Source organism: Pseudomonas sp. GW101-3H06 (genome assembly GCF_059424605.1).
This window is the reverse complement of sequence record NZ_JBWKZO010000002.1, coordinates 324,198-342,181: the sequence shown is the minus strand read 5'-3', so window position 1 is coordinate 342,181 and position 17,984 is coordinate 324,198. Positions and strand designations below refer to the sequence as shown.

Sequence of the window (17,984 nt, the reverse complement as noted above, 5' to 3'; positions counted from 1 at the left end):
CTGCTCGGTGGGCTGAGCGTATTCCAAAGTGCGCACGAGGTGGCTCCATCATTGCAGCGCTCGCTGCATTGCAAACCATCCGTTGATTAGGTTCCAATTCACTCACCGAGTGCCGACCCGGCTGGCAATAATCCGGTACCAGGCTGCGCTTTCGAGCTGGCCGTCTTGCCTGCCTCGTTACCACCCTGCCGGGACTTCCCAGACTTGGGTTGAAAGGTGTATTGCCCGTTTGACCACAGCACCTGCCCGACATAATGGGTAATAGCTAGGCGCTCCTTGAGAAAATCAGGTGCATCGCCCTCCATCTTATGTTCGATCACTTCGTTGTTGTAAAAACGTAGCGTCCTGGAAAAGGCATAGAACATCGGTCTGGGCTTCTTGGATTTGGGATTTTCATACAGAAGGCAAAAGGCATTGGAGAACGTCCAGTGCCCCGTTAGCTTGTTTTTGTCCGCGACCGATTTGTGGCGATGGTACAGATTGGTCAGGACGACCAAATCGACGTTGCCGTAGCGCGTGACATCCGCAAAAGAGTCCTCGGTGAACAGCCCCTGCTGGGCAGTCAGGTAGCCTTCCCACTGCTGCATGTCCCACGGATCATCGCATCCGACGACGAGTACGTTGTACTGGCTTAGGTCTGCCTCGCCAGGGAATTTCCCATGGGCATCATATAAATAGTCTTTCAGCTTGTTGTCCATGTGGAGCCCTTTCTGCAGGGTGCTACCACCACTGGAAAAGGTCTCTTGAAGCTGAGCGACTGCATCGTTGTAGCCTGACAGTCGTCCTATCGCCCGGATGATGAACTCGCTGCCCGAGTCGATCTCATGCTTGGTCGTGTAGTCAGCACACTTCACCTCGACGTTGAATTTGTACCCTTCGCTGCGAAATGAACAGTCGACATCACGAGGTGGCACCACTCTGTCTTCGTAGACGAAATCACTGGGGAAATTTAGGGCGTAGTGAGCGCATACGGTGAGTTCAACCGCCGACTGAAGATACTGATACTCCGCCGGCGCTGGATCTTCCAGGCGGAGCTTTTTGTACACCAGCGCCTCAAGTTCGCGCTGCCTGAGATGCTTCCCAATGCATTCCAAGGCAAGCACCATCTCTTGGCGATATTCCGCAGGGGGAATGAAAGGATTGCAGACAGTCATTTTTAACTGCTTTCGGTCGGCGGAGGGGTCACCCATCGCGTTCTCCATGATCATTGGCAGAAGTTTGCCGACCCACGCGCCAGCGTTCGTTCCTAAGCAACATCACTGCTGCGCGAGTGGCACCACCTGTGTGCATAAACACTGATGCGTGAAAGCGGATCATCATTAGGAAACCGCCCAATGGCCAATCACAGCCCCACGCATTCGAGGTCAGCCCGCTGCAGGGTGGTGCGTGGATAGATGATCGAAAGCCAGGCGATGGGGGTGTTCTGATCGAATTCAGCCACCAATGTACGCAGCTGGATGAGGTACGGAAAGTTTTCGGCTGCTGCAGATAGTGCAGCATTGGCAGAGGTCGAATCACCGGCTCTCCTGTGCCGTTCGGCTAGTGAAAGAGCCATGCAGGCTTCCACATTCGTGGGCACCCTGATGCCATTTTTCTTGTAGCGTTGCGTGTAATAGCGATCTAGCTGGAGCTGGTGGTTAGCCGGTGTCCATTCTGAGTCGCTGCCAAGCAATGTCTGCGTGACAAGGGAATCGACACTCGGCTTGTTCAACAGCTCCAATTCTTTGGCCGAATGCTTTCTACCAGTTGGATCCCCCCTAAGGTAGGTGTCGGACAAATACCAGAAGGCGAGAAAGGACACATTCTGTGCTTCGCTCATTTGGGGCTGAATGCTCAACCCCTTTTCGACCACATGATTGAGCCGATGGAGTTTGCGGTTGGGAAAATCAACCAGGCATTGGTCAAGCAGCTCTACCAAGCCTTGGAGGTACCGTCTCGATGTTTGACTGTCAAAGCCTGGGGGATTGTAGATCCACAGCGAGGGGTCGAGCCTCAGCGTCAAGAGGTGGGGATTGTCCCACTCGTAGTTGCTCGGCTCGTGCTCGATCTTCGTGGCCTTGCGGACAAACTCGATGATCACCGCCCTTACCAGGCGGAATAGCCCTTGGAAGGTGAAGGTGAGCTTCCCGTCGTCCTCACACGTTTCTCTATGGCTGGCGAAGTGGAGGAACTCTTTGGTCAAAGGTTTGAGTGTGTGGACATAACTGGAGCGGACGCCGTAGAGGTTTTGCAGTGCTGCTTTCAGATCACGGCGCCCTATCGGATGCTTCTGGGCATCAGCCTGAACCGAGAAGTAGTCCGCCGGCAGGTGAGCGAGGATGAACTGTACAAAGCGAAAACCAAGGCGCGGATGTATGACTTCCAACACTGCGTCCCTGACCTTTTGCGAGTGTTCTTCGCTGACCCCAGTGAGTGCCTCATCCACCCCAGATCGCTTTTGATCGGGGATATCTGTCCATTGCGGCTCGTGGCCATCAAATTTCTGGGCTAACGACTCAACGCACATGACTAAAAGGGTGTATGCCAGGTTGAGGTCATCGCTCATTCTGTGGACAGCGGCCACATACGTTCTAATTGCCTGGATCGCCGCCAGGTAGGTGGTGCGCTGCAAACCGATCAATTGGTCTGCAAACTGTTCGAAACTCTGAAGCTCGAACTGAGTGGCCCTTACTGACGCATCATAAAAGCGCGCTAGCCGTTCATTGGGCTGCCGCTCACTTGGTCGAAGTCGCTGGCGCAGTAAGCGTTCGGCAACGTGTACATCTGGCGAGCAAATAACCTGCAAACTGAAGGAGGTCACGTCAGCGAAATCGTCGATGTAGGCTCCCATCGTGCGGGAAACGAGGACTCCTGGTTCCGGGTCAGCCGCTTCCATGTACTCGGTCATTTCATAGCCCAATGCGGCTGGGGTATGCGATGTGTCCAGGTTGATCAGCGTTCCGATCCTGGAGCTAAACCGGTCGACAGCACCGAGATCCAAGTTCGTGTAAATCACCCCTTTGAGTTCTTGTCGGCGTGGGTTTTCGCGATTTGTGAACAGCTTTCCGGTCGCAGCTTGTAGCACGGAAACTCCTTGATTGATAAACGGACGTTTATCGAGCTGGTAGAGGTTATACAGCTTCTCTGATTGCGACGTCGTTTGCTTCAACGGCATTGGATTCGACCAGGTCGAGCGTGCCCTGCGAGGAGCGCGTCCGTTTTGATGTTGTCGTACCGGTCTTCCAAGGTTTTCCGTAACCGCATCAGCCGCAAGTTGGCTGTGCTCACCAAAGCTCCATAAGTGGTAGCTCGGACTTGCCCGTACTTACGGGGCTCATCCCCTACTGTCTTGGAAGTACCAACTCCGGTAGCCATCGACTGCCCGATGACCCAGGCCGTAATGAACGGCGAGCCGTTGACGTAGCCTGAGCACGCGATGTCTTGGACGTACCCGTCGGCCTGGTTGACCTCCTGCCGATTGAGTTTGAAGCCGCCTTTCTTAAGCTCAATCAGAAGGATGTTCTGCATCTGGGCGATAGATACATCTTGAGGATCGAAATGCTCGATACCCACCAGTTGCACAGTAGATCGATCTGGCAGCACCACGATGTCAGGCCGCTTGCGCTCGTTGACAAAGGAGGCGTCGCCATCCCTCCAGAGCTGTTTCGCAACGCTTTTCAACGTCATGTTTGAGCAGTACTCCATCGACTCGAACTCGGGGCCAAACAACCAGCGGGATCTTAAGATCAGAGGGTGTAAGGTGTGAAGCTCATCCGTCTCAGGATCTTCCGCCAGCCTGGCGATGGCCTCGATGACGCAGAGCCGGCCATCAATCTCGTCAAGCACACGCAATGCGTCTTTAACTGACCAGTCTGCCAAGAGGGAATCCAAGCCCTCAATATCGGTAGCTGGCAGGTTGGCCATTTTTTTAGCAAAGATGCCCCGCTCTTGGATTTCTCCAAGTTGATGACTACTTTCACCGCCGTGGCAAGAAATTCTGGAGACACCATAGGGTGTGCCTGGGCGACAGCTTTCGTGAACTCTGATACTTCGAGTTGAGCACCATGACCCAAGGATTTGAGCTCTGAACGGTTCTGTACTAGGGCATCTTCGGAGGTTGCCTCCACGACTTCTGCTGCCAGCTCATCTGCCACCCGACTGATACTGTCCGCAGCGGCCTTGAACAACTCATTGACGGCAGGCGTTGACTGAAACCCTCTCCAGTCTTGGGTCACATGACCTTCAAAGCCCTGGGTGTCCACGATAACCTTGTAGCGTTTGTCGAACCTCGTACGCCCATCGAAGTTCGCGACCTGGCCGATGACCCACGAGGGGCTACCAACGAGTCGGTGCTCAACCCAAAATGCCACCCCTTGGTGGATGGACGAATGGTTCTGCTGTGTGGAGTCGATGACGATTACTTTTGCCGTGCGGCCATCACTCAGTGTCAGGGCGTGCGTGCGGGCATGCTGCTCAAGTTTCGCCAGGGTCAGAGGCGTACCATTTACACGGATCTGGAATCCCGGATCATGAATGAATCGTGCTGCAAGTACCGTGATGATTTCTTTGACATCCGGCAGCTTGCGGGAGACTGAAACAGACAGCCGCGTGCCTGACCCTTCACGCTCGGCAAACACCTCTGAACGCACTACAAACGGACTGGGCCCAGACTCTGTACCCACCACGAAGGTGCTGAGCTTGGCGTCGCGCCATGTTTCGACCTGATACTGATCACCGAAACATAGCAGACCATGTCGACCCACTCCATTACGCCCATAGGCCTTCCGAAGTTTTGAACTCCTCCCCTTAGGGAATTCAACCTTCGCACTTTGGTGCTTGAGGCGGTTATACCGAAGCGTCATCCAACGTTTGCTGAACTGCTGGGCAGACATCCCATGGCCATCATCGACCACAGTCAGGGTGCCGCCAAGCTCGCTAGGTAGAAACAGATCGACCTTGCTTGCACCTGCGTCCCAAGCGTTGGCCACAAGTTCAGTAAGTGCCACCTGCGGCACGTGCGCGACCGGGCCCAGTTCACGGAGAAGATAGTCTTCCTCAAACAACGAAAGGTGACGGGTTTGCTCAGACATCGGTTCCCTCCATGGAGTGGTGTTTCCCGGCCATTTACCCCGGGTGCAATGCACGTTAGGTATCGTACCCTATATGATTAAGCCAATATCGATCACCCAACGCAGCATAAAGGCGTTTCGTGAATATTGCGCCAAGGCCCCAGCAACTTCGACCGTCAGCTAAAACTGGCAGACACGGGCTAGTCACCCAGGAGCCGCAAATTGAATTACATTGAGCTGATCCGACGCCAAGCCCGCGAAAGTCTTTGGCAACAAAGCCAAAGCTGAGGTAACCAGTAATGCAGGTTCCATCACGAGGACTCAAGTGATTCTCGGACTTTAGGTTTAGGCGTCTTGCCAGGCGCCATCAGCGGGCAATTGGACGGTGAAACCGGTGATCAGCGCATTATAATGCGCTAATACATGATGAATGATGGGTGACGTCGCATTAAAATGCGCTGATCGAATGCACATCATCTTTCTCAGTGCGTTTCAAAAATACAACGAAAAGTCCTGGGGCGATGGCTGGAGTTCTTCAAAAAATTAAGCGAACGACTTGCTCAAGGGGCCCTTTCTTGTACTCAAAACAAAATCACGGGGGAATCTTACTCTCCCTTGGTTTTATTTTTTGGAGCTTTCGTTTTCGATTCGGTTTTGCTTTGGTTTTCAGCGTCAGGGTGATCCGTGGTTTGCTGTAACTGCGTGAGCTCGGCAAAATATTGCTCCGACAGCCTTTGGGCTTCGGCCAATTGCACATTTGTCCGTGACAGGCCCTCCTCTAGTAGCTTGGATTCCGCGCGCGACAATCCAAGTTGTTCTTGAAGCGCTTCTTTCGCCCCGTCAGCCTTGGCAACTGCTGTCTTCATGGCGGCAATTTCACCGGCCAGCCGAACCGCTGCATCTTCATGTGTCGCCGCCGCTTTGGCCTGCTGCCGAACCTCACTCAGCAAGCGCTCGTTATCTCTGTTGAGTCGAGTCAGTTCGTCCTGCTTAACCATCAGCGTCTGCTGGAGTTGGCGCAGCTCAACCTGAACTTGCTGCACCTGCCCTTCGTGTCGTTGCTGTTCCTGGTCTCGCTGTTCCTTGACCGCATTTCGGTAATGCTCCAATGCGTCTCGGGAGTGGAGGTGCTTTTCTTCCAGGGAACGAACCTGCTCGTCTTTCTCATGTACCCGTACTTCTAGGTCAGCGCAGCTTTGGCTAAGGCGAGCGTTGCGAGTGAGCTCGGACTGCAAACTGCTTTGGCACGTACTCAGCTCTCCGGCCTGGATGTCGAGCGCTGCCTGAAGGTTATCGTGCTGGCGTTGCAATTCCGCCAAAGCGGCTTGCGCTTGCGCAAGTTGCTCATTGACTGACGCTCGGTACTGATCGAGCTCAGCTCGGGCTTCGGCCACTTCTTCGGCGCCCTCTTCAAGCAGGCGATCCAACACCTGACCAACCAGACCGCTGAGTTCATCACTCAAGCGTTCTCGGCGCCCCATCGGGAGAGCATCTCCTTTCCCGAGTTCACCCAGATATCGGGCAATGGTCGTCATAGAGCCAGTATTTCCAAGCTCGACCCGCACAGCGTTGATGCTGGGATTTACACCTCGAGCGATCAGCGAATCCCGCGCTATCTGGACGATTGCCTTGTTAATACCGCCCCGTGCCATGTCATCTCCTACGATTTCGTAGTGTAAACGTAATATGTATTTACATATTACATTAAGGTAAAAAATCAATCACAAAAATTGAGTTTCTATGATCAAATAATCGAGCGTTATCACATCGTAGATCGATTTTTTGCCTTTTCTGGCCCTGAAAAAGTACGTTTGGCGTAGAACTGACATGAACAAGGCGGATCGCTACCTGAAGGCCGGCACCCGGGAAAATACCCGGCGCAGCTACCGTGCGGCGGTGGAACATTTCGAAGTGACTTGGGGTGGCTTTCTCCCCACGACGGGCGATGGCATCGTGCGCTACCTCGCCGAATACGCGGACAAGCACACCATCAGCACGCTGAAGCAGCGCCTGGCCGCGTTGGCTCAGTGGCACATCACTCAGGGATTCCCTGATCCCACAAAAACGCCGACTGTTAAGCAAATGATCAAGGGCATCCGGACCTTGCATCCGACCCAAGAAAAACAGGCAGCCCCTCTCCTTCTACTTCACCTGGAGCAAGCGGTAGGCTGGCTTGAGCGAGAGGCAGCTCTCGCGGCTGAGCGCGGCGAATACAAAAGCGTGATGAGGCATCGACGAGACATTGCCTTGGTGTTGATTGGTTTCTGGCGGGGTTTCCGAAGTGACGAATTGGCTCGTCTGCAGGTCGAGCACACCCAGGCGGAGTCCGGAATCGGCATCACCTTCTATCTGCCGCACACAAAGGGCGATCGACAACACTTGGGAACGACATTCCACACGCCTGCGCTCAAGAAGCTGTGCCCCGTCCAGGCTTACATCAACTGGATCACGGTGGCCGGCATTGCGCGTGGGCCCGTGTTCCGGAAGGTGGATCGCTGGGGCAATCTGGCTGACGGCGGCATCAACGCCAACAGTCTGATTCCACTGCTGCGGCGATTTTTTAATCGTGCGGGGGTGTCTGGCGATCTGTACACCAGCCACTCGCTGCGTCGCGGGTTTGCCACCTGGGCCTCAGCCAATGGCTGGGACATCAAATCTCTGATGAGTTACGTCGGCTGGAAAGACGCGAAGTCGGCCTTGCGTTACGTAGACGCTGGAGCATCCTTCGCGGGGCTCGCCGTTCGAGCCCCGACGCCACAGGTAGAGAGCTTGTAGCCCGCACACTCCCACCACAGCCAGAACACTGTCACAGACATGTCAACTTAGAAGTAGGTTAATGGCATCTCATGGTTGTTTTCCGCCCGTCACAACTGACTGCCTCGGGTATGGGCGTGAACCTGGCACTCACAGATGTTGACTGCCGGCATCTCTGATTGAGCTATTTTTCTCCCGCATTACTGCATCGCATCCAACAAAAGGCCCCGAAGAGTCCTTTTGTACTCAAACCCAAATCACTTGCGCTAGACCAGGTATTGCTACATCTGATCGGGTCGGCGAAACAGCGCAGCCATCCGGACTGGTTGCCGATCCCGAGTGACGTCAAACGGCCCAGAGCGTGTAAAAACACTTTGGATGCAGAGGATTGGGTAATCGGTGGTTTTTCGCTGCGCTGGAGGTCTCCAGGGGCCTCATCCAAGCCAAATCAATGTTGCTGTATTGATCGGGACTTGTGCCAGCGGGTACCTGCTAGATGCGGTTATCGCACCGCTCAAAAGGCTTCAGGCCTTCATTGCCGCCATCAAGCCATCACTGCCCAACAGCCGCAGCACGCGTTTGAAGTTGTAGGCGAGCACATGCAGGCTCATCTCCGTGCTCACCCGGGTAAGGGTTCTGGTGAGGAAATGCGTGGCCCCCATCCAGGACTTCAGTGTGCCGAAGGGATGCTCCACTGTTTGGCGGCGGATCCGCATCATTTCTGGTGCTTGATCAAGACGACTTTGCATCGCCTCGACAACCGACTCATGTTCCCAACGGCTAACTCGCCGCTCAGAGCTGGGCGTGCAACGTTCCTTCAAGGCACAATTCCGGCAGTTCGAACTCCAGTAGCGATGTAGTTTTAACCCCTTCTCGACGGTTGAGTAACGCCAGATCAAGCTTTGCCCGGCTGGGCATCGGTATTCATTCGTTGAGGTGTCATAGATGAAATCATCTTTGCCGAATCGACCAGCCGCTGTCGCTCCCGACGTCAGTATCTTGGGCACGAAAACGGTAATTCCCGCTTCATGGCACGCCAGTATTTCTTCGCCTTTGAAATACCCTCTGTCTGCGACTACTGACAGTTCTTCGACACCCATGGCCTCTCGTGCGTGCTTTGCCATCGAACTCAGTTGGTCTCGATCAACGCCATCATTCGTCACCTCGTGCGCCACGATCAGGTGGTGCTTCGCATCAACTGCAGTCTGGACGTTGTAGCCGACCATTCCTGTTCCGCGCGTCTTCATCGAGCGAGCATCAGGATCGGTTAGGGAGATCTGTTTATCCGGCGTTTCGTTTAGCTGTACCTCGATTTGCTTGAGCTCCTGCATCTTGGCTTTCAAGGCCGAGATCTTGTCATGGAGGCGTTCGGCTTTGGCCTGAGCTACGGAAGGTTCCTGACGGTCTGCGGTATCAAGTGCTGTCAGATAGCGATTGATACTGGACTCAATGTCCTCCATTCGCCGTCGAAGTTTGGCGCTGGTGAAGTTCCGGTCTCGATTGTTCACCGCCTTGAACTTGCTACCGTCGATGGCAACGAGCGCTTCGGAAAACAACCCCAGTTGTTGGCACAGCACCACAAATTGGCGGCACACACCGCGGATGGCCTTGCCGTTGTCTTTGCGGAAATTGGCGATGGTTTTGAAGTCCGGCATCAAGCGACCAGTCAGCCACATCAACTCGATGTTGCGCTGGGCTTCTCGCTCCAGGCGCCGGCTTGATTGAATGCGGTTGAGATAGCCGTAGATGTAGATCTTCAACAGGATCGCGGGGTGGTAAGCAGGCCGCCCAGTATCGGCAGGAATGACGCCTTCAAAACCCAGCTTGACCAGGTCGAGTTCGTCGACAAAGACGTCGACTACGCGCACCGGATTGGTATCGCTGACGTAGTCGTCGAGGCTCTCGGGAAGCAAGCTGCCTTGGCCTCGATGTTCACCTTGGATAAAGCGCTTCATGGGCGATCACTGCAATGAAATCCTCAGAAATCATAGCAAGGGTTCACGAAGGCGTTTTTACACACTCTGGGCCAATTGCGGCCGGCCCAACACCAGCGGCTTGGTTCTTCATCGAGGATCTAGATGAATCTAAGCTGGCCCGGACTCCACCTTTGGTTAGCTTCCCATCTTCAGCCTTACCAAAACTCTCTTTTGCCATACCGTTGCTAAAAAGCGCTTACACTGGGCCTTAATCCACGGGTAACCCGGAGAAGGAATCCTCCAAGTGAGCGTAAATTGGGCTGAGCTATTACCTATCACTGGACACGTAATCGTCATTGAGGACGAACCGGTAGTGCGGATGCTTTTGGAGGAAACACTGGCTGAGATTGGTTTTTCATCAGCGACTTTCGACAATGCTTCCTCAGCGCTGACCCACCTCATAAATATCAAAGGTGATTGCACCCTGATCATCGCAGAACAGGGGCCTTCTGGAGGAATCCAGGGAGCTGAATTCATTCGCCTGGCAAAAGAACAATTGCCATCGATTCCTTCGATTCTCACCTCTGGTTATCTCATCGATGAGCAGGTGATTCCGCCCTCGACGATTTATCTGCATAAGCCTTACACGCTGGATCAGTTAGAGACGACCATCGCTACCGTTCTTCGCCAGCAACGTCCCCTGTTGCAGAACTGAAGATAGTTTGTCGGCGCTGATTGAAAACCGACCGATGGGTCAGTTTTCAATCAGCACCAACAGGCTAAGGGCGCAGTCTCCCTACCGGCGAGTACTGATGACTTGACTCAACCTCCGCACAATTTCCCATAACGCGGCCCCCCCCTTTCAAGAGCGGTCACACTAACTCAGCGTGTTTGTGTAGTCGCCGTTACCAAATATATGCCATGGCGTTCACTTGAAAGTACTGTGCAGTTATTAATTTCATGAGTTCATGTTGATAAGCGGCAATGGACAAGTAGCTAGCATGTCTACTCCACCAATTTTCCCCAGTTTACGATATGTTCTATGCCGCTGTTGCAACAGATAAGTATTCGATCTGACATTTGCCCGCACAAATACATATCTTTTTTTGTAACAAGCCAGCCTTGAATGTCTCTAAATAACAGAAATGCGGTAATGCTAATTGATTGTATAAATTCAAGAGTGAGAGGAGGTTCCGACAACGCAGGCATCTCCGCCCTAGGCACAGGGACGTGCCAACCAATTTTGTAGCGTGCGCTTAAGCCAAACCCAATAACTTGTACTAAATATAGGAAGATAGTGAATGGCCGTTTTTTTTAGCATATGGTGCAAACCAGCTATTTTAAGTGGGGCAGCTTGGGTCGCACTGGCTGTCGGTACAGTGCTCAATCTTATTAACCAAAGCGATGCAATTTGGAACAACCAAAATATTTCCTGGTGGAATTTTCTGCTAAATTACGCTGTACCCTTTACAGTATCGAGTTACAGTGCGGCTCGACACGAACAAAAAGCACGATCAAAAAGCCGTCTATAATTCATAGTAGAATTTTAAGGTTACACACATGCTCCGTTCTATGTAGATAGCATTGAGCAAATGGACGGAGACTATCGGTCTGAAGTAAACAGCAGTTTTTAACGGCCTCGCTGTTTGAGATTTAAAAATACCGACTTAATCGAAAATCAGACCTTTCCTCCTCTCAATGCGCTGTTTTTTTGCGGAGTAGCGCTTTTTCAGGGCTCATTGTCCGCGTCACAGGCACGCCTCGCCTGCATTCAACAGCCGTTTTCGCATCATCCACAGGCTCGACAAGGAAAGCAGTGTGGTCTGCTGCGGGGTATTTTTAACCAAGCCTCGGAAGCAGACTTTCGTATAACAAAACTGGCGCTTGATCACCAGGAATGGATGCGCACCTTGGCCTGGACTTGAGCTTTCGCGTATTCGATTTTGCGTCGCATACGACCTGTTAGGTTCCTTTTTTCACGCCTCTCTACGCCGGTGTAACTGGCATCGCCAGAGACGTAAGTTTCCTCGCCGTGCAACATCTGATTGACCTGTGTAACGTGCGCCACATTCGCCGCCGTACCCACCAGGTTATGTACCAAGTCGGATTCGGCCTCGACACCGATGTGCACTTTCAACCCGAAGAAATACATTTTTCATTCGTCTGATGCATTTAGGGGACGCGTTTGCCGTCCTTGTTCTTGGTCGAACTTGGCGCATGAATGATCGTCGCATCGACCACAGTACTTTGGCGTAGCAGTAAACCGCGGTCGCCCAAAGAGCCGTTGATGATCGGCGGAAGTTGAAGATCTCGGTTTCATCCGGAATCCGATCCAAATGAAGCTGGGCAAACTGGCACAGAATCGCGGTTTCATAGAGGGCCTCTTCCCTCGCCGGGTCGCTGTAGCCGAACCAGCTTTGCATCAGATGATGCCTGCAACATGAGCATCAACGGATACGCCGGACGACCGCCTTCACCCTTCAGATAATGCGGTTCGATCAACGCAATCAGGCCTTTCCAGGGCACGATCTGATCCATTTCAATCAGGAAACGCTAGCGGCGCGTCTGCTTACGTTTGCCCGCGTATTAGGCTTGACACATCCCTGCAAAATCACGTTGGCCAGTTCATGCTTTTCCAACAAGAAGTTTGTGACGCACCCAGCCGTCCAGCTCCCCAAGTGGCCGCTTGCTCTGACTTAGCTTGAAATAGCCTGCCCAACCACGCAGTACAGGTTTATTCGCTTGATGACAGTCGCCATCTTGCAGCCCCGTAATCGACGCAGCAGCCCTCTGAGCCGGTCACGAAAGCGACCCAGACTCATAGTCGCCACTCTCAGACTCGGCTGTTGATGCCAGCTCATCCCATAACCCAGATAGCCGCAGACCCAAGGTCGTGCCACGCGGCTCTTTTCCCGGTTCAGCGTCAGTTTCAAACGCTGCCTCAGGAACCGCTCGACGCCTGCCATCACGCGCTCTCCAGCACGATGACTGTGCACATAAATGATCACATCATTGGCATAACGCACAAAGCGATGGCCCCGACGCTCCAGCTCGCAGTCGAGTTCGTTGAACAGGATGTTCGACAGCAACGGCAAGAGCGGGCCGCTTTGCGGCGTCCCTTCCTGCCGTCGACTGGCGATCCCGCCCGACATCACTCCGGCCTCGAGATAGCGACGGATCAGCTTGAGTACCCGCTTATCTTCGGCCTGGGGCTGCACATGGGCCGTCAGCACATCGTGGTTGACTCGATAAAAGAGCTTTTCCAGATCAAGTTCCACGCACCAGCGGTGACCCGCCACCACATGGGCACGGGCTGTTTCGAGGGCTTGGTGGTCGCTTGAGCTATAGTCCGAGAACAGCGGGTCAAAGATCGGCGTGAGCTGTTGCAGCGAAGCCTACTGGATCAGGCGATCCATCACATTAGGGATACCCAACTGACGGGTTCCGCGCTTGGGTTTGGGGATGTCGACGGCGCGCACACCTTGCGGGTGGTACTCACCGGCCAGCAACCGAGTCTTGAAGATCGGCCAATACTGTTTCACGTAGCCCGCCAACTGGTCGACTGTCATACCATCGGCACCCCTCCCTTGTTGCTGACCACGCGTTGATGCGCACGCTTGAGGTTGGCCGGTGCAAGCACCCGCTCCATCAGCGTGTCCGGCTCCGCGTTCGTCCACGTCACAGACGCCGTCGATGCTTGCGCCCTATCAGCCGTCATCCTCGGATACCGTCCGGGACTTGAGGTAACAGTCTTCTCTTGGAGAATATTCTGCGGTTCAGCATTCGACGAGACTCTGGCGCCTACTGGCGGCATAACCTGTTCGGCCCTTGGTGGCGTGGTTATTCACCACTTACTACGGCCTCGGCTGACTTTTGCACGCTCATCCCGTCGCCTCACGACGCTCGGTAGCACAATGGCAAGCGTACAGATCTCCCAGGGTAATTCGCGTGACCTTCCTGCTTATGCCTGTCGGATATACGTCGTAGCGTTCCGTGCAAGTATTGGGCTTTGATGAGCATTGCCATCTCACCCCGCTGTGCCGCCTCTATCCGCTTCCTGTTCGTCAGGCCAGCATTTTGCCTCGGGCTTCCTTCAGATTCGCAGTCACCCGCGGCACCCTTGCCTCTGGCTAATACTTCCACATGCCGGGCGTGTAGAGGACTTCCACCTCCAAGTCCTCCGACTCATCACCATAATGAACTGAACAGCGCCAGTTACGGCGCTATGCGCCATGCCTGGCGCACCAACATAAAAGGGCCCATGCAGGCCCCTTGGTAACCAAAACGAACTTACTGAATGCGCCACGACTCGACAATGTCTGCACCAAACTCGGCTTTCCATTCTTTCAGATGACGGTGGTTACCACCCTTTGTTTCAATCAGCTCACCCGAATTCGGGTTCTTGTAAATCTTAACGTCGCGCGCCTTACGGACTGTTTTCGGTGCGGCAGCGACTGGCGAGCGACGACCTGCATGAGGGTCAAGCAGGCTGATGACGTTTTGTAGACTGTAGCCGTACTCACCCAGCAACGCGCGGAGTTTGCTCTCAAATTCCATTTCGGCTTTGAGGCCAGAATCACTTTTCATAGACTCGAGCTCTGCGAGCTGTTCGGCCAGTTGTTGTTCAAGCTTGCGAAATTCAGCCAAACGAGACATGGGAAACTTTCCTTAAGGTTTAGGACGGCACGGAATGCACATTCCTCATGCTAAGTGATGATTTGATTTTCGTCACGCATGCCTCTTTTAAACTCGCCTACGGAGCTCCGACAAAGTGGGTGAAACCGCTCAATAGTTGTGAGGGTCAATATCTCCAGAAAACTGGAGTTACGAGCACCAGTACCGTTAGGATTTCCAGCCTCCCTAGTAGCATTCCAACGGTCAGAAGCCATTTGGCAGTATCAGGCAATGATGAGAAGTTACCTGCAGGCCCGATGATCGTGCCCAAGCCTGGCCCAACGTTACACACCGCAGTGGCGGCGCCACTCAACGCAGTCGTCCAATCCAGGCCGATGAGAGCCAGCCCCAAGGCGATTACGGCAATAGTGATGGTGAAGAAAAACGAGAAGGTCAAAAGCGAGTGCAAGATCTCTTCGTCAATGGGGTGGCCGTTGTACTTCTTCTGGATCACTGCTCGAGGATGGATCAACTGCTTCAGACTACTCACGAGTAGGGCGGCAGCAACCTGAAAGCGGAAGATTTTAAGGCCTCCAGCCGTCGAACCTGAGCATCCGCCGACAAAGGTCAGATAGAAGAACAACAGAACGGCAAAACTGCCCCATAGCGTGTAATCACCCACTGCAACTCCGGTGGTCGTGACGACTGAGGTCACATTGACTGCTACGATACGAAACGCATCCCACCATCCGTAGTCGCTGTGAAAACAAAGCCACGTACCCACCGCTAACCAGGTGACGATCAAGAACCCCACGAATCCGCGTACCTGATGATCCTTGATCAGCGCACGCCGATTGCCGCGCAATGTCGCGACGTACAACGTAAAGGGCAAGCTCCCCAGAATCATGATGACCACAGCTACCCAGTGAATCGCGGGTTGCGCCCAGTGACCAAGTGACGCGTCCGACGTTGAGAATCCTCCAGTAGAGATCAACGACATTGCGTGATTGACCGCCTCAAGCGGCGTCATTCCCGCTATCCAGAGTGCCAGAGCCCCGATGCCAGTAAGTCCCAGATAGAGAAAGAGAATGTACTTAGCGGCCACATGGGAGCGCGGCGTCACTTTTTCCGACCAGTCTGAGGACTCTGTCTGGAAAAGACGCATGCCACCCACTCGCAATAGTGGAAGGATCGCCACAGCCATGCCGATGAAGCCGATACCACCCAGCCAGTGCAGCATCGAGCGCCAGATCAACAACCCAGGAGAGGCTGTAGCCAATCCGCTCAGGACAGTTCAGCCGGTGGTTGTGATGCCAGACATCGTTTCAGAGAACGCATCGGTGTAGCTGATGTCGCTGATGAACACCATTGGCAACGCTGCGAAGGTGCACACCACCACCCAACTACCGGTAGTCAGCAGGTACATATCCCTCGGACGAAGCTGGCCAGTATCTGGGCGCCCTCGCATGATTAGCAGGAGGCCACAGATGAAGGTTATCAAACTCGACCAGAGAAAGGCTGACAGATCGTCGCTGCGCTCATAGGCCACCAGCGTGATCATGGGAATAGCCATGCTAACAGCCAGCGTGATCAGGAAAATGCCTAAGATGAAGCCGATAAGCCGCATTGCTGCGAGGGACATAAAAGTAGCCTGCCAAATTAGCGCCGCGCAGTATCGGATGCTCAACCTCCAAGCCCCGTAAATTTTGCGTAAAATTTCTACGGGCAATCAGTCAATCAAGGTTCGCCTGTTATGTGGCAGAAGCGAGCTCGCCTTCATTCGCTCACAAAACCTCCTCGAATCATACTGATCAAAATTTGACCGGCAAATAAAAAACCCGGCACTTGCAGGCTGTGTGAAAACGCAATCTGCGCCGGCTAAAAGCAAATGCCCCGACTTGTCGGGGCATTTTGCTTTTCTGAAATCTGAAATCTGAAATCTGAAATCTGAAATCTGAATAATGAAAGGGCCTCTTAGCCCATCAGTTCCATCAGTTTTTGCGCTCCCAGCACCTGGATAGCTCTTTTCAAGTTGTAGGCCTGTACCGCAAGAGCCATTTCTGCGCGAGTACCCTGTAACTGGCGCAGCAAAAACCGGCCATTGCCGAAGATCCATTGCTTCAGGTTGCCGAAGGGATGCTCGACGATGGATCGGCGATTGACCATCATTTCGGGATGGGCCTTCATCCGCAGCTCCATTCGCTCAAATGCCGCTTCGTGGGCATGGCGCGTCAGATACCGGCGTTCGGCCTTGGTGCAGCGGCTTTTGAGCGGACAACTTCGGCAGTCGCTGATAGCCGCCTGATAGATCCGGTCGCCCTTGCTCAGTTGTTTGAGTGTCAGTTGGTTGCCGGCGGGGCACTGATATTGATCGTTGTCCGTGTCATAAATGAATTCGGTTCGATCAAAGTATTGTTCGTCGCCACCGGTGGTGTTGATGGACCGATTCGGGGGCACAAACGCCGTGATGCCGGCATCTTCACAGCTCTGAAACTGGGCGCCATTGGAGTAGCCCGCATCCGCTGTGACGCAGAGTTCGGATTGGTGCAGCTCCTCTTTGGCCGCTTTGGCCATCGGATCGAGCTGGCGATTGTCGGTGCCTTCCTGAGTGACTTCGTGGTGCAGAATCAGACAATGTTTGGCATCTACAGCACTTTGAATGTTGTAAGCCACGAGCGGGCCGGACGCCGTTCGCATCTTCTGGGCCTCGGGCTCGCCCACGACGTGTTGAACCAGACCTTGAGCCTCCATCAGCACCTGACAGGTCTGGTTATTGGCCTTTTTTACCTGCAACTCTTGAAGCGCGGCTTGCACCGCTGAACGATCAATCGATTCCCCATCCTCGCCACGATCTGCTTCATCAAGTTGTGCCAGATAACGCGCAATTCGCTTATCGAGCACCGCTTCTCGCTGCTTGAGCTTTTTCGGTGTCAGGTGTTTGCGACTTGAGGCAACCGCCTGAAACTTGCTGCCATCGATGGCCACCAACTCGCCGGCAATCAGACCGGCATTTCGGCAAAACCGAACAAAGGCGCGGCAGGTTGCGGTGAACGCAGCGCTGTTATCGCGCCGAAAATCAGCGATGGTTTTGAAATCAGGGGCCAGCCGGCCAAGCAGCCACATGACTTCAACGTTGCGCTGACACTCTGCCTCGAGCCGCCGCGACGAGCGGATGCGCTGAAAATAGCCGTAGAGGTAGAGTTTGAGCAGGTCGGCGGGATCATACGAAGGGCGTCCCGTGGCCTTGGGCCTGGCTTTGTCGAAGCCCAGCAGCTCAAAGTCCAGAAGCGAAACATAGGCTTCGATCACCCGAACCAGATGGTCATCGGGAATGAGTTCGTCTAGCGAGAGTGGAAACAGAGCGCTCTGGGAGCGGTTTTCACCTTGGATATAGCGCATAAGAAAAATGCCCGTATCTTGCGATACGGGCATTTTCTTCAACCGGCCAGCAGATTGCTAGGTTTTCACACAGCCTGACTTGGCCGGGTTTTTACCTGCGCTTCTCAACTACGCAGTTCCCAACTGAGAGGGATGGAGAACTGACAAAAGAAGCGCAGGTGGCTGATATTGCCAAAAGGAATTTCTCAAAGCAATCCGCCCAAAGCAAGGTAGCAGGTCGCAATCGACGACAGCTTGACTGTATACTTCCCCC

The 17,984-nt window shown here is 53.8% G+C and carries 11 protein-coding genes and 3 pseudogenes; 3 read left to right on the top strand and 11 right to left on the bottom strand.

The features are described 5' to 3' along the window. Nucleotides 1–98: 98 nt before the first annotated feature. The 5 genes from AC07ZE_RS30810 to AC07ZE_RS30790 all read right to left on the bottom strand — a co-directional run bounded on the left by AC07ZE_RS30810 (nt 99) and on the right by AC07ZE_RS30790 (nt 6,700). Nucleotides 99–1,190 (bottom strand): hypothetical protein, encoded by a 1,092-nt coding sequence (locus AC07ZE_RS30810; protein WP_192901255.1) that lies wholly within the window; start codon nt 1,188–1,190, stop codon nt 99–101. A 152-nt stretch (nt 1,191–1,342) separates the two neighbouring features. Continuing rightward, nucleotides 1,343–3,154: a hypothetical protein gene (locus AC07ZE_RS30805; protein ID WP_238347445.1), complete on the bottom strand. Its 1,812-nt coding sequence runs from the start codon at nt 3,152–3,154 to the stop codon at nt 1,343–1,345. Beyond that, entirely contained in the window at nt 3,145–3,666 is a 522-nt protein-coding gene (locus tag AC07ZE_RS30800) for a hypothetical protein (RefSeq protein ID WP_238347444.1), read from the bottom strand. The genes AC07ZE_RS30805 and AC07ZE_RS30800 overlap by 10 nt, the downstream gene beginning before the upstream one ends. Nucleotides 3,667–3,725: 59 nt before the next feature. Further along, the gene (locus AC07ZE_RS30795) at nt 3,726–5,069 is read right to left on the bottom strand and encodes an ATP-binding protein (protein WP_238347443.1); all 1,344 of its coding nucleotides are present in this window, start codon (nt 5,067–5,069) and stop codon (nt 3,726–3,728) included. Nucleotides 5,070–5,653: 584 nt separating this feature from the next. Continuing rightward, nucleotides 5,654–6,700 carry a DNA-binding protein gene (locus AC07ZE_RS30790; RefSeq protein WP_057978667.1) on the bottom strand — a complete coding sequence of 349 codons (1,047 nt, stop codon included), beginning with the start codon at nt 6,698–6,700 and terminating at the stop codon, nt 5,654–5,656. Between the two features lie 175 nt (nt 6,701–6,875). Here AC07ZE_RS30790 and AC07ZE_RS30785 point away from each other — a divergent pair, with 175 nt between their 5' ends. Continuing rightward, nucleotides 6,876–7,823 (top strand): site-specific integrase, encoded by a 948-nt coding sequence (locus tag AC07ZE_RS30785; protein ID WP_057978669.1) that lies wholly within the window; start codon nt 6,876–6,878, stop codon nt 7,821–7,823. A gap of 503 nt (nt 7,824–8,326) precedes the next feature. Here the strand turns inward: AC07ZE_RS30785 and AC07ZE_RS30780 are convergent. Next, nucleotides 8,327–9,757, bottom strand: a complete 1,431-nt coding sequence (locus AC07ZE_RS30780) for an IS1182 family transposase (RefSeq protein WP_057978672.1) — start codon at nt 9,755–9,757, stop codon at nt 8,327–8,329. Nucleotides 9,758–10,022: 265 nt separating this feature from the next. On the opposite strand from AC07ZE_RS30780, the gene AC07ZE_RS30775 reads away from it, so the two are divergent. Both AC07ZE_RS30775 and nrtS read left to right on the top strand, forming a co-directional pair. After that, nucleotides 10,023–10,433: a DNA-binding transcriptional response regulator gene (locus AC07ZE_RS30775; protein ID WP_057978674.1), complete on the top strand. Its 411-nt coding sequence runs from the start codon at nt 10,023–10,025 to the stop codon at nt 10,431–10,433. A gap of 586 nt (nt 10,434–11,019) precedes the next feature. Then, nucleotides 11,020–11,250: a nitrate/nitrite transporter NrtS gene (gene nrtS, locus AC07ZE_RS30770; protein ID WP_087149572.1), complete on the top strand. Its 231-nt coding sequence runs from the start codon at nt 11,020–11,022 to the stop codon at nt 11,248–11,250. A 216-nt stretch (nt 11,251–11,466) separates the two neighbouring features. On the opposite strand, the pseudogene AC07ZE_RS30765 reads toward nrtS, so the two are convergent. From AC07ZE_RS30765 to AC07ZE_RS30745, 5 genes and pseudogenes are all read right to left on the bottom strand, one after another. After that, a pseudogene (locus tag AC07ZE_RS30765) lies at nt 11,467–12,265 on the bottom strand (IS5 family transposase). Between the two features lie 96 nt (nt 12,266–12,361). After that, nucleotides 12,362–13,436 (bottom strand): annotated as a pseudogene (gene ltrA / locus AC07ZE_RS30760) (group II intron reverse transcriptase/maturase); the annotation flags it as partial. A gap of 572 nt (nt 13,437–14,008) precedes the next feature. Beyond that, nucleotides 14,009–14,374 (bottom strand): histone-like nucleoid-structuring protein, MvaT/MvaU family, encoded by a 366-nt coding sequence (locus AC07ZE_RS30755; RefSeq protein WP_057978676.1) that lies wholly within the window; start codon nt 14,372–14,374, stop codon nt 14,009–14,011. Nucleotides 14,375–14,519: 145 nt separating this feature from the next. Continuing rightward, a pseudogene (locus tag AC07ZE_RS30750) lies at nt 14,520–15,974 on the bottom strand (TrkH family potassium uptake protein). 332 nt (nt 15,975–16,306) lie between these two features. Beyond that, the gene (locus tag AC07ZE_RS30745; RefSeq protein ID WP_044271542.1) at nt 16,307–17,731 is read right to left on the bottom strand and encodes an IS1182 family transposase; all 1,425 of its coding nucleotides are present in this window, start codon (nt 17,729–17,731) and stop codon (nt 16,307–16,309) included. Between the last annotated feature and the right edge of the window lie 253 nt (nt 17,732–17,984).

Excerpts from the sequence above, each read along its gene's own strand:
- AC07ZE_RS30745 (WP_044271542.1), bottom strand. The coding sequence starts at position 17,731 with ATGCGCTATATCCAAGGTGAAAACCGCTCCCAGAGCGCTCTGTTTCCA.
- AC07ZE_RS30780 (WP_057978672.1), bottom strand. The coding sequence starts at position 9,757 with ATGAAGCGCTTTATCCAAGGTGAACATCGAGGCCAAGGCAGCTTGCTT.
- nrtS (WP_087149572.1), top strand. The coding sequence starts at position 11,020 with ATGGCCGTTTTTTTTAGCATATGGTGCAAACCAGCTATTTTAAGTGGG.
- AC07ZE_RS30795 (WP_238347443.1), bottom strand. The coding sequence starts at position 5,069 with ATGTCTGAGCAAACCCGTCACCTTTCGTTGTTTGAGGAAGACTATCTT.
- AC07ZE_RS30785 (WP_057978669.1), top strand. The coding sequence starts at position 6,876 with ATGAACAAGGCGGATCGCTACCTGAAGGCCGGCACCCGGGAAAATACC.
- AC07ZE_RS30800 (WP_238347444.1), bottom strand. The coding sequence starts at position 3,666 with ATGACGTTGAAAAGCGTTGCGAAACAGCTCTGGAGGGATGGCGACGCC.
- AC07ZE_RS30790 (WP_057978667.1), bottom strand. The coding sequence starts at position 6,700 with ATGGCACGGGGCGGTATTAACAAGGCAATCGTCCAGATAGCGCGGGAT.
- AC07ZE_RS30810 (WP_192901255.1), bottom strand. The coding sequence starts at position 1,190 with ATGGGTGACCCCTCCGCCGACCGAAAGCAGTTAAAAATGACTGTCTGC.
- AC07ZE_RS30755 (WP_057978676.1), bottom strand. The coding sequence starts at position 14,374 with ATGTCTCGTTTGGCTGAATTTCGCAAGCTTGAACAACAACTGGCCGAA.
- AC07ZE_RS30805 (WP_238347445.1), bottom strand. The coding sequence starts at position 3,154 with ATGCCGTTGAAGCAAACGACGTCGCAATCAGAGAAGCTGTATAACCTC.